This is a genomic window from Campylobacter sp. P0085, from assembly GCF_002139495.1.
GTDB lineage: Bacteria > Campylobacterota > Campylobacteria > Campylobacterales > Campylobacteraceae > Campylobacter > Campylobacter devanensis.
The window spans coordinates 1-14,171 of record NZ_MJKB01000007.1; the positions used below are offsets into that span (position 1 = coordinate 1).

Genomic DNA, 14,171 nt, shown 5'->3' on the forward strand with positions numbered 1-14,171 from the left:
GAAATGATTTAACCAAGCTTTTCAGAAGGTTAAGGTGTTTCTCAATTCGTGAGCTGGAATTATATAAGAGATATGCTTAAAAAAAGATTAAATATTAGGCTATTTTCCTAAATATTTTAAATTTTTAATTAAATTTAGTCTAAATTCAAATTTTTTACTCTAAATTTATGATTTTAACTAACTTTTTGCTTAATGTTTTATATATTATGATAGACTTTCTTTGTTTAAAAATGGAGAAAACATGCATTACTATATAAATTTGCTTAAAGAAAATAATCTATTAAAAATTATAGAAGCGCCATGCGATATTGATCTTGAAATTGCTCATATTAGCTACATCGAAGTTAAAAAAGATAATTCTAAGGCTATATTATTTACTAATCCTATAAATAAAAATGGTGATAAATTTCCCCCTGTGATAACAAATATTTTTGGTAGTTTTAAGGCGCTTAAGATAATTTTTGGGCGTGATATTAGTGATATCTCTGATGAAATTTCAGCTCTTTTAAAGCCTAAAAAGCCAAATTCTCTGAAAGAAAAAATAGATTTTTTCGGCTATCTTTTGAGTTTAAAATCAATTTTTCCAAAAAGATTAAAAGGCAAGGGTATATGTCAAGAGTGTGAATTTGAAGAGCCAAATTTATATAAACTTCCGGTTTTAAAAACTTGGGATGATGATGGTGGTGCCTTTATTACGATGGGTCAAGTCTATACTAAGGCATTAAATGGAACTACTCAAAATTTGGGTATGTATCGCCTTCAAGTCCATAGCCAAAATGAACTAGGAATGCATTGGCAAATTCATAAAGATGCGGCTCATTTTTTTCACGAATACAAACAAGCTGGCCAAAAAATGCCTGTAAGCGTTGCTATTGGCGGAGATCCATTATATATATGGTGTGGGCAAGCACCACTACCAAAAAATATTTTTGAATTAATGCTATATGGATTTATTCGTAAAAAACCAGCAAAATTGGTAAAATCACTTACTAATGATATTTATGTGCCTTTTGATGCTGATTTTGTCATTGAGGGATTTGTAGATCCAAATGAGTTAAAAAATGAGGGAAGATTTGGCGATCATACTGGATATTATACGCCGATTGAGCCTTTTCCGCTGATGAGAGTAACAAAAATCACTCACAAAAAAAATCCTATATTTTCTGCTACGGTCGTTGGCAAACCGCCTTTAGAAGATAAATTTATGGGGTATGCTACTGAGCGTATATTTTTGCCACTTTTACAAACTACTGCGCCAGATCTGATTGATTATAAAATGCCTGAAAATGGTGTTTTCCATAATCTTATTTTGGCTAAATTCAACTCACTTTATCCAGCTCACGCTCAGCAGCTTATGCATGCATTTTGGGGAGTTGGGCAGATGAGCTTTGTCAAACACGCTATTTTCGTGCCTAGTGATGCGCCAAATTTGGAGGATTATAAAAATTTGGCTAAATTTGTACTAAATAAATTTAGTCCAAAAAGCTGCCTAATAACAAGTGGAGTTTGCGATCAGCTCGATCATGCTAGTCCAAACTCATGCTATGGAGGCAAACTAGGCATAGATGCATCTATAGACTACTCTACTTTAACACCAAGCGTGATAAGCAATACCGAACTACTAGATAAATTTAAAAAAATAAGCTCTGATATTTTAGAGGTATATCAATATTTTACCAATACCAAAAATCCAATCTGTATGGTAAAAGTAGATAAAAAATCAAACCTAAAATCTCTTTTTAACTCTCTTTTAACGCTTAAAAAACATTTTAAAATTATAATATTTACAGATATTGATTCAAGAATAGATAATCCATATATGATGGTATGGCGTATTACTAATAGCATTGATGCCCAGCGAGATATATATATAGATGATGGGCAAATTTGCATCGATGCGACTCGCAAAACCATAGATGATGGCTATACAAAAGAGTGGCCTAAAGAGACCAATTGCAATCAAGAAGTTGTTAAAAATTTGATTGATAGAGGCTTGATAGATAATGATACAAAATTATTTGAAAAATTTGAGATATTTGGCTGATGGTTGTAGCGGTATTTGACTCTGGATTTGGGGGGCTAAGTCTTTTAAATGAGGCTAAAAAGGAGCTTAAAGGGTGTGATTTTATCTATTTTGCTGATAATGACAACGCACCTTATGGGGTAAAGAGCATTGATGAGATAAGAGCTCTTAGCATTGATGCGGTCGAGTTTTTGCGCCCTATGGCTGATATAATCGTAATTGCGTGTAATACCGCCACGAGCGCTGCTATAAGCGACCTTAGGCAGAAATTTAGCATACCGATTATCGGGATGGAACCAGCAGTGAAGCTAGGTCAGAGCGAAGATGGCAATATACTAGTTATCGCTACACCAGCTACGATAAAGGGTGCTAAACTAAATGAGCTGTTAAAAAGATCAAATTTAAGTGATAAAACCTATCTTTTACCTATGCCAAAGCTAGTGGAATTCGCTCAAAATATGGAGTTTGACTCACCATCAGTGAAGCGATATATAGCTGAGCAAATAGCTCAAATCAATGCTACAAATATATCACTTTTGGTGCTAGGATGTACGCATTTTAACTATTTTAAAGATAGTTTTGCTGCTTTAATGCCAAATTGTAAGATTGTAGATGGGATAAATGGGACTATAAAGCAGATCAAAAGAAAATTAGATGAGTTAGAAAATGGCAAAAATTTAGATAAAAATTTGATCTACTACTCATCTAAAAAACAAAAAGATATAGATCTCATCACCCCATTTCTATCAAGGCTTGATGAGATGAGAAAAATCTAATCAGATAAGCCGTGGATATATACTTAGATCATTATAAGCTATCTATTATTTAATCTTTTATAATCATCGCAACCAGCTTGTAAGCCTAAATCACACGCCTTGCCATAATGCTCCTTAGCCATAGCGTAATCTTGTCTTACGCCATAGCCTCCTTCGTATAAGACGCCAAGAGAACCGCAAGCATATGGATTTCTACCATCGCAAGATTTTTGATATAGTTCGGCAGCTTTGTAATAGTTTTGTCTTACGCCTTCGCCTCTTTCGTATAAGGCGCCAAGAAAGACGCAACCAACTGGATTTCCACCATCACAAGCTTTTTGGTATAGCTCGGCTGCTTTTTGGTAGTTTTGTTGGACGCCTTCGCCATTATAATATAGCTTTCCAAGATAAAAGCAAGCATCCATATCGCCACCATCGCAAGAGCTTTCTAGCTTTTTAGGTTCCATATCCTTAGCTACAACAACGCTAAAAAGTAGCGCAACAATCCAAATAATCTTTGTCATAAAATCCCCTATTAAATTTAAAATTCAAATAAATTTAAGCTTAAATATTCAAATCTCTACCCACAACCACGCTAAAAAGTAGCGAAATGATCCAAATAAGCCTTTTCATAATATTTTATTAAATTCCTATTCTACAGTTACGCTCTTAGCAAGGTTTCTTGGCATATCTACATCATTGCCCAATCTAATAGAAATTTCAAGTGCAAAAAGCTGCAAAACAACCATAATTTCAAAGAATTCACTCATCGGATGCGAGTGAGAATTAATCTTGATAAAGTCATCGCTAAGCTCAAATTCCAAAGGCGAAATGGTAGTGATGAAGGCATCTCTAGCGGCTAATTCTTCAACATTTGATTTAGTTTTATCATATAAGATGGTTTGTGGTAAGAGTGCTATTGTATATAGCCCCTCATCGGCCAAAGCGATTGGCCCGTGCTTCATCTCACCAGCTGGATAACCCTCGGCGTGTAGGTAGCTAATCTCTTTTAATTTCAATGCCCCTTCAAGAGCAAGTGGGTAAAATATATCCCTACCGATAAAGAAAAATCCATGCCCATGGACATAGTGCTTGGCTTTGCGATAGATTTTCTCTTGTAAGCTCTTATCGAAATTCACAACAGATGGGATATTGCGAAGTGTTTTAATCTCATTTTCTAAGGTTTTATCATCGATTGTGTGGCGAATTTTGGCTAATTTTAGGGCTAACATCCATAAACATATCATTTGAGTAGCAAAGGCTTTGGTACTTGCTACGCCCTTTTCTATCCCAGCACGAGTTAGTAGCACCTCTTTAGCCATTCTGACAATACTAGAATTATCCACATTACAGATAGCTAGGGTTTTTAAATTTGCGTTTTTAGCTATTTTTAAGGCTTCTAGCGTGTCTGCTGTTTCACCGCTTTGGCTAATTACTATAAATAGCGAATTTGGATTTAAAAACGGCTCTTTATATCTAAATTCGCTAGCCACTACTACACTGGCTCTGATTTTGGCTAATCTTTCTAATAGATAGCTAGCAGCTAAGGCCGCATGGTAGCTAGTCCCACAAGCACACAAGACCACCTCATCAATATCATTAAACAAGCTTATATCGATATCCAAATTCAAATCATCATCGCTCAATCTACCCATCAAGCACTCAGCGATCACTTGAGACTGCTCATATATCTCTTTTTCCATAAAAAATCTATAACCATCTTTTAGGGCGTAGCCTTTGTCTTTTGGTAGTTCGGTGAAATTTGGCTTTATCTCTTGATTATTCTCATCAAATATAGTTAAATTTCCTAATTTCGCCACTCCATAACTGCCATCTTCTAGATATATGGCCTCCTTAGCTAGGCCGATTAATGGAGAATCCGAGCTAGATAGATAAATTTCATCCCCATCTCTAGCGATAATCAAAGGAGCCGCATTTTTAGCAAAAAATATCTCATCTGGAGCAGCCTTAGTAACAAGCAAAGTAGCATAAGCACCCTTTAATCTGCTAATTGTCTTTTTATAAGCTTCAAATGGGGTTTTAGCACTTTTATTATACTCTTCAAAAAGATGGACTATAACCTCCGTATCAGTCTGACTTAAAAACTTCACCCCACTAGCTTCTAGCTCATCTTTTAACTCTTTGTAATTTTCTATAATTCCATTATGAATAACAAAGCTATACTCACCTAAATGCGGATGAGCGTTTATCTCAGTAGGTTTGCCATGTGTCGCCCATCTAGTATGGCCTATAGCTACGCCATCACCATGGTATTGGCACTCTTTCATTTTATTGGCTAAATTCTCAAGCTTACCAACAGCCTTATAATAGCTCATCTCATTACCTATGATAATCGCTATTCCCGCACTATCATATCCACGATATTCAAGCTCTTTTAATCCATTTAATATAATATTTTTTTTCTCTTTTTTACCGATATAGCCGACGATTCCACACATATTTTACTCCGTTATAATCTCTTTTAAAAACTCATCCACTATGCTCTTTAAATCATCATTTATAGATAAAAGAAACATATTTCTGGTACGGTTTTTGATGGTTTGTATTCTAGCATTTGCTAGCTTAATTTGGAATTTGCTAAGCATACTTAGGATATAAATCATAAATCCACGCTGGTCTTTGGCGTTGATATTTAATTTCGCATAATTTTGAGAATAGTTCATATCAAAGCTAACTTCATTAGGCAAAATCACTGGCTTGTCATATTGCGGTTTCTCTTTAGAGCATAGTGCCTGGATAATCTCGTTTTTGCTCTTATCGATACTGGAATTATAATCTAACCTTATATAGCTCTTACCATCAAAAAGCTCACAAATCTCCATATACGCAAGATCAAACCCACGAAGCTCCCTAAGAGCCATCGCCATATTCCAATTGCTCTTGGCTATGATTTGTAGGCTATGGCTAGTTAGTTCTAAATCGATATTTGAGCACTCACTAGCCCTAAGGGCGATATCTATTATCTGCTGCTGGCTATACTTGCTAAAGAGCAAATTTGACTCTATGCTTAGAATTTGCTCTTTTATATCCTTATCTAAAGCGATAAATTCTCTCTGTTTTTTGAGTAATTCTATCTTTTTTGTCCGTTTATTAACGCTATCCATCAAGCTCTCATCGCTATCAAAAGCACTCAAAGCGCTATCATAAATTTGACGCAATTTGGCATTGTCAATATCGCTAAAATGATTTAAATTCCTAGCTTTTAACCTAGCGTAAGTTAGGATATATAGTAGTTTTAGAGCTTGTTTTTCTTTGATAGAGCTTACTAAATTTAGCATTATTGGCTCACTAATTGGCTCTGATAAGATATCTATTAATTGATTTTGATTTTTTATCAGATTTATCCCCATATTTATGGTCTTTTGTAATAGATCTAATTTCGCACAATACGATCTAAATATATTAGCGCTACTTACATAATTTGGCGAGGCTTGATGCATAAGTGCTACTAGCTTTAATAGCATTTTGCCATTAGCACAAAGATCATTATATAGACTAAGAACAAATCTATCTTGGATATTTTCTATCTCTCCTACGATCGCCACGCAACTCTCATCTAGGCTATAATCACCTTCTAAACTAGCCAAATGAGTGCTAAACTCCATCGGCTTTATAATCTTAAATAGCTTTGAGCTATCTAAGAGTAGCTTTAAGATATCCTTACTATATCTGCGATTTAATATCTTTTTTAATCCATCATATATTTTTGAGTGGTTGCCATCATCTAAACGCTTTATATATATAAGCACACTTATATCAAATTTCAGCTCTACATCTGGCAAAAAGCTTAACTCTTTAAGCGCTGATTTAAGATCGATTGGCTTTTTACGGCTTGGTGCGTAGATGGTATTTGCGATATTGTATAGACCGCTTGGCAAACGGCATATTCTAGCTGTGCCTAATGATATTTTCACCCCAAAAGCACGCCTAGCTAGATATCTTGAATAGATATATATAGTATGCATAGCCCATAGGCATTTACTTAAGAGTATCTCTTGTGGGCTTAGGCCTTTTTTTGCTTTGGTTTGCATTATTTTAGCTACAGAATCTAGATATTCACGCCCTAATATCTCGCCACCACCGCTAATTTGAAGGGCAGAGCGAAGTGAGCTGATATAATCAAAAGCCAAATTCAACTCACTTAACTCATCTTCATCAATATACTTTAATATATTTGTCTTTAATGTTCCACCAAAAAGGCTAAAAAGCCAAAATATCCTTTTATAATCCATAAATCCGCCACTACCATTAAGTAGATTTGGACTACAATCTAAATATTGCGGACAACTCATCGGCTCAAGCTTTCTTAAATGATAGCTAATTAGCTCATCTTTTTTCTTTTCATTGAGTTTTGAAATTTGATTTTTGATATTTTTATATAAGATTTTTGATCCACAAACCAAGCGAATATGACTAAATAGCACCATAAGCTCAATATCATTAGCCAAAGATAATAGCTCATCTTTTTCATAAATTTTAGCCTCGATATCTAGGCCAACTTCTTTTAAGATATTAGCGTATCTTTGCGCTATAGCATTTGAGTTGTATCCTAGCTCGTTTTTGTATATTATAGCTAGGTCGATATTGCTCTTGACACTCATCTCACCAAGTGCGTAGCTACCGATTGCCACCACGCACAAAGGCACACTCTCATCGCCTGGGTCAAACTCCCCAAATGAGTCAAATTTGAGTATATTAAAGGCTGTTTTTAGAAACTTATCTATCTCTTTGGATTGATAAATCCCATAATTGCGCCCACCAAGTCGCATAAAATTGCTTTTAAGGCTATTTTTACACTTTATAATCTCATCTTTAAGTTTTAAATTTGTTTTATTCTTATTAGGTTCCATCTACTTCCTTTAAGTAGCATTTTATCTAAATTCAACTTGCAACTATATTATATATAAATTTATATAAATCAAAATTGATAATGAATCTAATTTATTTTATGTGATAATCTTACTATTAAAATAATAAAAAATATATTTTAAGAGATAATGCATTAATTAAAAACTTAGCCTAATCAAAACTTTTACTAAAAGCAATAAAATTTCAAAAATTGTTTTAATGAAATGCCATTATAATCATGGCACTTCCTAAAATCAGATTTTACTGTAATAGTCTTAATATATTTTGTTGGACGGCGTTGGCTTGGCTCATGGCGTAGCTACCACTTTGAGCTAGGATATTGAATTTAGAGAAATTCGCACTCTCACTAGCAAAATCCACATCCCTTATCTGACTTTCAGCTGATTTGACATTTACTTGGGTAACTGTGATGTTGTTTATCGTAGCTACTAATTGATTTTGGACTGAACCTAGATCAGCTCTTAGTTTGTCTAGCTTTTTAAGCGCATTTAATGATACATCTATCAAAGCTTGTGCCCCTGCATAGCTATTAACTCCAGCTGGCAACTCCAAAATTGGATTTAATAGCTCTACTTGGCCCATCGCCCTTAATACATGCTCATCTAGCTTGTTTCTAACCAAATCACTTAGACTAAGTGATAATTGTTCTCTTAGCTGAGAGCCTATTATATCATTTGTATCAGCGGCCTTAGGATTTAAACCATCAATCCCAGCACCTTTTATATTGCCTGTAGTCTCTTTGAGATCCAAAGATGGTGGTGAGCCGTTGTTTGATTGTAGATAGAGTTCACCCAAGATTAATGCACTTGTGCTTTTTGCACCGGTACTATCTTGCATAGCTAGCCCCAATGCATCGGCATCATTTGTCGTGCCTACTTGAATTAATATTGGCTTACCGTTACTAGAGCTCATTGATAAACGCCCTCCAGCATTAGAAGCACTAACGCCAGTTATATCGCTTTTGGCATTGATGGTGTCTATTAGAGCATTTGAAGGATCTCTATTTGCCACGCTTAAATTTGTCCCTATCTCTACTCCATTTATGCTTAATTTCGAAACACTACCAGGGAAAAAAGCACTGCCAAGTATCGGAACAGAGCTAATAAATTCATTCTTCACTTTAGCCTTAACACCCGTCTCGCTGCTATAAGAGTTTATCTTATCAGCTATGACTCCTAGCCCATTATCTAGTATCTCTTGACCAGAGATAGCGTCGAATTTAATGCCATTTAAATGGCTTGGGACGGCGTTTAATTGCATAGTGAAATTCGCGGTATCGAATTTGTTGTTATCGAAAATCATAGGCGTAGTAGAGAGATAATGAGTGTGGCCTATGGCGTTTGAGTTGGTGTTTTCTACGCTAATTTTGGCCGTTTGGTTGCTATAAGCACTTATTTGGAAATTTTTGTTTGAGAAGTTACCATTTAATAGCTTTTGACCATTGAAGCTTGTAGTGTTGGCGATATTGTCTAGCTCATCAAGAAGTCTTGAGATATCATTTTGGATTGCTTTTCTAGAGTCGCTGTTTTGGCTGTCGTTGGCTGCTTGAACAGCTTTAGTTTTAATAGTATCAAGTATTTTAATCTGTTCATCCATAGCTTTATCTGCAGTTTGAACAATACCAATTGCATCATTACCATTAGATATGGCTTGACCTAAAGAGCTAGCTTGGCTTTTTAATGAATCAGCAATAACAAGACCTGATGCATCATCAGCTGCTGTTTGAATTCTAAGACCTGAGCTTAGGCGACCAAGTGAGCTAGTAAGTTCTCTATCATTGATCAAAGAGTTGGCATGAGCATTCATCGCTGCGATGTTAGTATTTATTCTAAAGCTCATAACTTTTCCTTTGTGTTAATATTTCCCTATAAAACTTAAATCCATTTAGTGGGTGTTTTTATTATATCGAACCAAATATTAAAAAGTTTATATATGGGGGGGGGGATTTTGATAAATTTGAAGAAAATATTGCAAATTTTTAATAAATTTGAGAAATTTATTAAATTTAGATTAGATATTGTAGTTTTATGACTTGGGTATTTTATAATTTTTAGAGTGGAATTTAGATTGGATTGGATGAGATATTAAATATTATGGGGTGTAATTAAATTTGTGGGTTTTGGGGAGGTTAATGGGTTGGCTATGGGATAAGAGTGAATTTGATAGTTTTTGGTTTATAGATAATGTTGCATAAATTTGCTATTTAATATATAGTGATTTGTAGATAATATTAGTGTTTAAGATATGATTTATATATTTATAATGTTAGGCTCACTTTAGCACAGATTAGATTGTGCTAAAGTGAGATAAAAAAGGAAATGCGATACTTGTAATCAATTTAACATTTTGCCTAATTGCAAAGCAAAGTTAAAAGATATCAAAACAAATATATAGACAAATTTAGCTTATAAAATAATCTCCATCAAAGCTTACAAGAGAGTACTTACGCTCATTACCTAATCCTTGAGTTAATTCATCAATGCTTAAAAACTCTAAACTATCAGCACCAATAAATTTACACACCTCTCTAGCATCCATCCTAGCACTGATTAGCTCTTCATAACTTGGAGTATCAATACCATATCTACAAGGATGTTTAATCTCTGGAGCAGCAATTTTCATATGTATCTCTTTAGCCCCAGCATTTCGTAATAGCTCTACTATTTTCTTGCTAGTTGTACCACGCACGATACTATCATCGATAACTACGACGCTTTTGCCATTTAAAACACTACTCATAGGATTTAATTTTAATTTAACTTTAAGATTTCTCATCTCTTGAGTTGGCTCTATAAATGTCCTACCCACATAGTGATTTCTCACAATCGCCATCTCAAATGGGATTTTACTCCTAGCAGCATACCCCAAAGCCGCAGGAACACCAGAATCTGGAACAGGCACTACAAAATCAGCTTTACAGCTAGATTTATCAGCTAGAATTTCTCCTAATTTTTTTCTAATTTGATATACATTTTTACCATCTATCATGCTATCAGGACGAGCAAAGTATATATATTCAAATGCACACAATCTAGGGTCTTTAGCTTCAAATAACTCTATGCTTTTAAAGGCGCTTTTGCCCTCTTCAAATATAATCATCTCGCCAGGCGCTACATCACGCACAAATGTAGCCCCCACCAGATCAAAAGCACAGCTCTCACTAGCTACAATATATCCACCATCTTTTAATCTACCTATACTAAGAGGCCTAACGCCGTATGGATCACGCACCACAAACATCTTAGAGCGACTTAAAATAAGCAGACAATACGCCCCAACGATCTGCCCCAAAGCCTCTATAATACGGTCTTGCAAATTCTCTTTTTTGCTTTTTGCTATTAAGTGCAAGATATTTTCTGTGTCCATATTGGATTGAAATATCGCACCATCTTCGATTAATCGCTCCCTAACTTCATATTTATTAATCAAATTTCCATTATGAACGATACTAATCTCACCCAAAGAGTATTTCGCACTCACCGGCTGAGCATCTAGCACACTATCGCTTCCAGCGGTTGAATATCTATTATGCCCTATAGCCATCTGCCCTTGCAATATCTCAAAGCTATCGCTATTAAAAACCTCAGTTACTAAGCCTCTATTTTTAATAGTTTTAATCTGATGATTATAACTAGAGCTAATCCCACTTGCCTCTTGCCCTCTATGCTGCATAGAAAATAGTCCATAATACGCCGTTTTAGCCGCATCTTTTGAATTTATTACCCCTACTATCGCACACATTTTATATCCCTAAAGCATCATAGATTGTATATAATTTTGGCTCTTTATTAGCTAGCCAAATACCCGCTTTTATCGCACCTTTAGCAAATGTAGCCCTACTTGTAGCGGTGTGATTTAACTCTATATATTCACCATCGTTATAAAATCCTACTGTATGGCGTCCAACGATATCGCCACCACGCAAAGCCATTACAGCAATCTCATCTTTGCTTCTAGCTCCTATCATTCCATCTCGTCCGCTTACTCTAACATTTGCTAAACTTAAATTTCTACCTTTTGCAGCATGTTCGCCAAGTGTCAATGCTGTACCACTTGGAGCGTCTATCTTATTGCGATGATGCATCTCAATAATCTCAATATCAAATTCACTTAGCACCCTACTAGCTATCTCAGTTAAGCGATTTAGCACCGCTACACCCAGACTCATATTTGTAGCTTGAAGTATTGGCATCATAGCACTTGCTAGTTTGATTAGCTCGCCCCCTTCATCGCCTAGCCCAGTTGTGCCTATAACCAGTGGTTTTGGATTTGTCCTAGCGTAATTAATCAAATTTATAGATGCCTTTGCGATACTAAAATCAATAACCACATCGCTATTATCAAACAAAACATCATACTTATCAGTTACTATCACACCATCATCCACGCTCATAGGCTCTATAGTGTATGCTACTGATAATTTCGCATTATTAAGCCCTTTTAAATTTGCGATTATCTCGCTTCCCATCTTGCCACTTGCCCCATGCAAACCTATACGAATCATCATCGCCCTTTTTGGATAAATTAAAACTTTATTCTAGCTAAAAAAAGATAAAAATTTGATATAAGTAAATTGAATTTTATAAAAGAGCCACTCGCTAGGGCAAGTGGCTTAAGAATTAATGTAAGCTCTCAATGTAGCTCATAGCACTAAGTGCGGCTACGGCACCATCTGCGGCGGCACTGACTACTTGCTTAGGCGCATCTTGTCTTAAATCTCCTGCGGCAAATAAACCTGGAGTTGAAGTTTGCATTTTTAAATCAACTTTTACTTGACCCGATGGCAATATATCGCAAATGAATTTATCTCCATCTTTTAGCACTTCGTTTCTTACATTTAGACCCACAAATGTAAATATACCAGGCACTGCTAAATCTCTTATGCTTCCATCTGCTAGTTTGACTTTCACCCCTTTTACACCAGCGGCGCTATCGCCATAGACTTCATCTATAGTAGCATTTAAAATTAGCTCAATTTTCTCATTTTTCTTAACTTTTTCAACTGAACTTGGAGCAGCTCTAAATGTATCACGGCGGTGAATTAGATATACTTTTGAGCAAATTCTAGTTAGATATTCAGCCTCTTCGATAGCGGTATCGCCGCCACCTAAAACAGCTACTTCTTTATTTTTATAAAAAAATCCATCACATGTAGCACAAGTGCTAACACCTTTACCGAAGAATTCATCTTCACCTTTAAAGCCAGCTCTTTTTGGGGTTGAGCCCGTACATACAATTACAGCTTTTGCTTGCTCGGTTTTACCACCTTCTAAAGTGATAGTAAAGCTGCCATCGCTATTTTTAGATACTTTTTCTACGGCCGCCATTTCGTGTTTTAGACCAAATCTAGTGCATTGTTCAAGCCACGGGCTCATAAAACTCATACCATCCATAACAGTAGCGACACCAGGATAATTCTCCATTTCAGAGCTACTAGTGATTTGACCACCAGGCATACCCTTTTCAAACATTACAACATTTTTTAACCCGCCACGAGTAGCATAAAGCCCCGCACTAAGACCAGCTGGACCACCACCTATTATAGCTACATCTAACATTATAGTCTCCTAATTTTAAATTTATATCTATACAATATTACAGATATATTACATAAAAATAAATTTAACTTAAAAATTGATTTGAAATGAAGTGAGTCGGGGCAAAGCCCCGTTTGAATTATAAAAGTGAGTTAAGTTTTTCTGCGATTGCAGTTTTAGATTGAGCGCCTATTAATGTCTCTTTGATCTCGCCGTCTTTGAAAAATAGCAAAGTAGGAATAGAGCGAACGCCGTATTCTACAGCTAGATCTTGAACTTCATCTGTATTTACTTTACAGATTTTAGCTTTACCATCGAACTCTTCAGCCAACTCATCAATAACTGGAGCTAGCATTCTACATGGTCCGCACCATGGTGCCCAAAAATCTACTAAAGCAACACCCTCTTTAGCGATATTGAAATTTTCAGCAGTTAATTCAATATATTTACCCATTTTATCTCCTTTGTGGTTTATAATAAAATTATACATTAAAAAAGTTAAATTAAAACTAACAATTATAATTTTATCTAACTCAAACTTCATCAAATCAAGAGTATTATAAAATATAAAAGTTAATAAATTTTATTAATTGTTAAATTTTAAATAACATAATATAAAAATTTATCAATATGATATATTTTCTACTAGCTCAATCTCATCGCCATTTATACAGACTAAATCAATCTGATATGGCATATCCAAACCGGTGCTTAAAATATAAAAATCAATAGCTTTTATGATTTTTTCTAATTTGGATTTTGTAACTCTATATATGGTCTCATAATCTTTTGCAGAGGCTTTGACCTCTATAAAATGAAGAGTTGATCTGCTAGTAGCAATGATATCAATCTCTCCAAATTTGGTTTTATAGTTTAAATTGAGTATTTTATAGCCATTTTTTGATAAAAATTTAGCAGCGCTTTTCTCAGCTTCATGCCCAAAAAGATATTCAGCTAAACCCAAAG

At 35.1% G+C, this 14,171-nt stretch carries 11 protein-coding genes; 2 read left to right on the forward strand and 9 right to left on the reverse strand.

Features of this window, described 5'->3' with window-relative positions:
* Positions 1-241 precede the first annotated feature (241 nt).
* Both CIGNP85_RS07730 and murI read left to right on the forward strand, forming a co-directional pair.
* Positions 242-2,044, forward strand: a complete 1,803-nt coding sequence (locus CIGNP85_RS07730; protein WP_086287770.1) for a menaquinone biosynthesis decarboxylase — start codon at positions 242-244, stop codon at positions 2,042-2,044.
* Complete coding sequence (gene murI, locus CIGNP85_RS07735; protein WP_086287772.1) at positions 2,044-2,799, forward strand: glutamate racemase; 756 nt, start codon at positions 2,044-2,046, stop codon at positions 2,797-2,799. Before CIGNP85_RS07730 ends, murI begins: the two co-directional genes overlap by 1 nt.
* A gap of 38 nt (positions 2,800-2,837) precedes the next feature.
* On the opposite strand, the gene CIGNP85_RS07740 is transcribed toward murI, so the two are convergent.
* The 9 genes from CIGNP85_RS07740 to CIGNP85_RS07780 all read right to left on the reverse strand — a co-directional run bounded on the left by CIGNP85_RS07740 (position 2,838) and on the right by CIGNP85_RS07780 (position 14,169).
* Positions 2,838-3,302, reverse strand: a complete 465-nt coding sequence (locus tag CIGNP85_RS07740) for a tetratricopeptide repeat protein (protein ID WP_086287774.1) — start codon at positions 3,300-3,302, stop codon at positions 2,838-2,840.
* Positions 3,303-3,428: 126 nt separating this feature from the next.
* Positions 3,429-5,237: a glutamine--fructose-6-phosphate transaminase (isomerizing) gene (gene glmS / locus CIGNP85_RS07745; protein ID WP_086287777.1), complete on the reverse strand. Its 1,809-nt coding sequence runs from the start codon at positions 5,235-5,237 to the stop codon at positions 3,429-3,431.
* Positions 5,238-5,240: 3 nt separating this feature from the next.
* Positions 5,241-7,649 carry a hypothetical protein gene (locus CIGNP85_RS07750; RefSeq protein WP_086287779.1) on the reverse strand — a complete coding sequence of 803 codons (2,409 nt, stop codon included), beginning with the start codon at positions 7,647-7,649 and terminating at the stop codon, positions 5,241-5,243.
* Positions 7,650-7,908: 259 nt separating this feature from the next.
* The gene (locus CIGNP85_RS07755; RefSeq protein WP_086268888.1) at positions 7,909-9,507 is read right to left on the reverse strand and encodes a flagellin B; all 1,599 of its coding nucleotides are present in this window, start codon (positions 9,505-9,507) and stop codon (positions 7,909-7,911) included.
* A 561-nt stretch (positions 9,508-10,068) separates the two neighbouring features.
* A complete protein-coding gene (gene purF / locus CIGNP85_RS07760; RefSeq protein WP_086268889.1) occupies positions 10,069-11,409 on the reverse strand; it encodes an amidophosphoribosyltransferase in 1,341 nt (446 codons plus the stop codon).
* Between the two features lies 1 nt (position 11,410).
* Entirely contained in the window at positions 11,411-12,172 is a 762-nt protein-coding gene (dapB, locus tag CIGNP85_RS07765; RefSeq protein WP_086240768.1) for a 4-hydroxy-tetrahydrodipicolinate reductase, read from the reverse strand.
* A gap of 115 nt (positions 12,173-12,287) precedes the next feature.
* The gene (gene trxB, locus CIGNP85_RS07770; protein ID WP_086235194.1) at positions 12,288-13,226 is read right to left on the reverse strand and encodes a thioredoxin-disulfide reductase; all 939 of its coding nucleotides are present in this window, start codon (positions 13,224-13,226) and stop codon (positions 12,288-12,290) included.
* 118 nt (positions 13,227-13,344) lie between these two features.
* On the reverse strand, positions 13,345-13,659 hold the full coding sequence (gene trxA, locus CIGNP85_RS07775) for a thioredoxin (RefSeq protein WP_086287782.1): 315 nt from the start codon (positions 13,657-13,659) through the stop codon (positions 13,345-13,347).
* A 171-nt stretch (positions 13,660-13,830) separates the two neighbouring features.
* On the reverse strand, positions 13,831-14,169 hold the full coding sequence (locus CIGNP85_RS07780) for a YraN family protein (protein WP_086287785.1): 339 nt from the start codon (positions 14,167-14,169) through the stop codon (positions 13,831-13,833).
* Positions 14,170-14,171: the final 2 nt, after the last annotated feature.

Bases quoted from the DNA above. Each gene is read 5' to 3' on its own strand.
- CIGNP85_RS07730 (WP_086287770.1), top strand. From the start codon at position 242: ATGCATTACTATATAAATTTGCTTAAAGAAAATAATCTATTAAAAATT.
- murI (WP_086287772.1), top strand. From the start codon at position 2,044: ATGGTTGTAGCGGTATTTGACTCTGGATTTGGGGGGCTAAGTCTTTTA.
- CIGNP85_RS07740 (WP_086287774.1), bottom strand. From the start codon at position 3,302: ATGACAAAGATTATTTGGATTGTTGCGCTACTTTTTAGCGTTGTTGTA.
- glmS (WP_086287777.1), bottom strand. From the start codon at position 5,237: ATGTGTGGAATCGTCGGCTATATCGGTAAAAAAGAGAAAAAAAATATT.
- CIGNP85_RS07750 (WP_086287779.1), bottom strand. From the start codon at position 7,649: ATGGAACCTAATAAGAATAAAACAAATTTAAAACTTAAAGATGAGATT.
- CIGNP85_RS07755 (WP_086268888.1), bottom strand. From the start codon at position 9,507: ATGAGCTTTAGAATAAATACTAACATCGCAGCGATGAATGCTCATGCC.
- purF (WP_086268889.1), bottom strand. From the start codon at position 11,409: ATGTGTGCGATAGTAGGGGTAATAAATTCAAAAGATGCGGCTAAAACG.
- dapB (WP_086240768.1), bottom strand. From the start codon at position 12,172: ATGATTCGTATAGGTTTGCATGGGGCAAGTGGCAAGATGGGAAGCGAG.
- trxB (WP_086235194.1), bottom strand. From the start codon at position 13,226: ATGTTAGATGTAGCTATAATAGGTGGTGGTCCAGCTGGTCTTAGTGCG.
- trxA (WP_086287782.1), bottom strand. From the start codon at position 13,659: ATGGGTAAATATATTGAATTAACTGCTGAAAATTTCAATATCGCTAAA.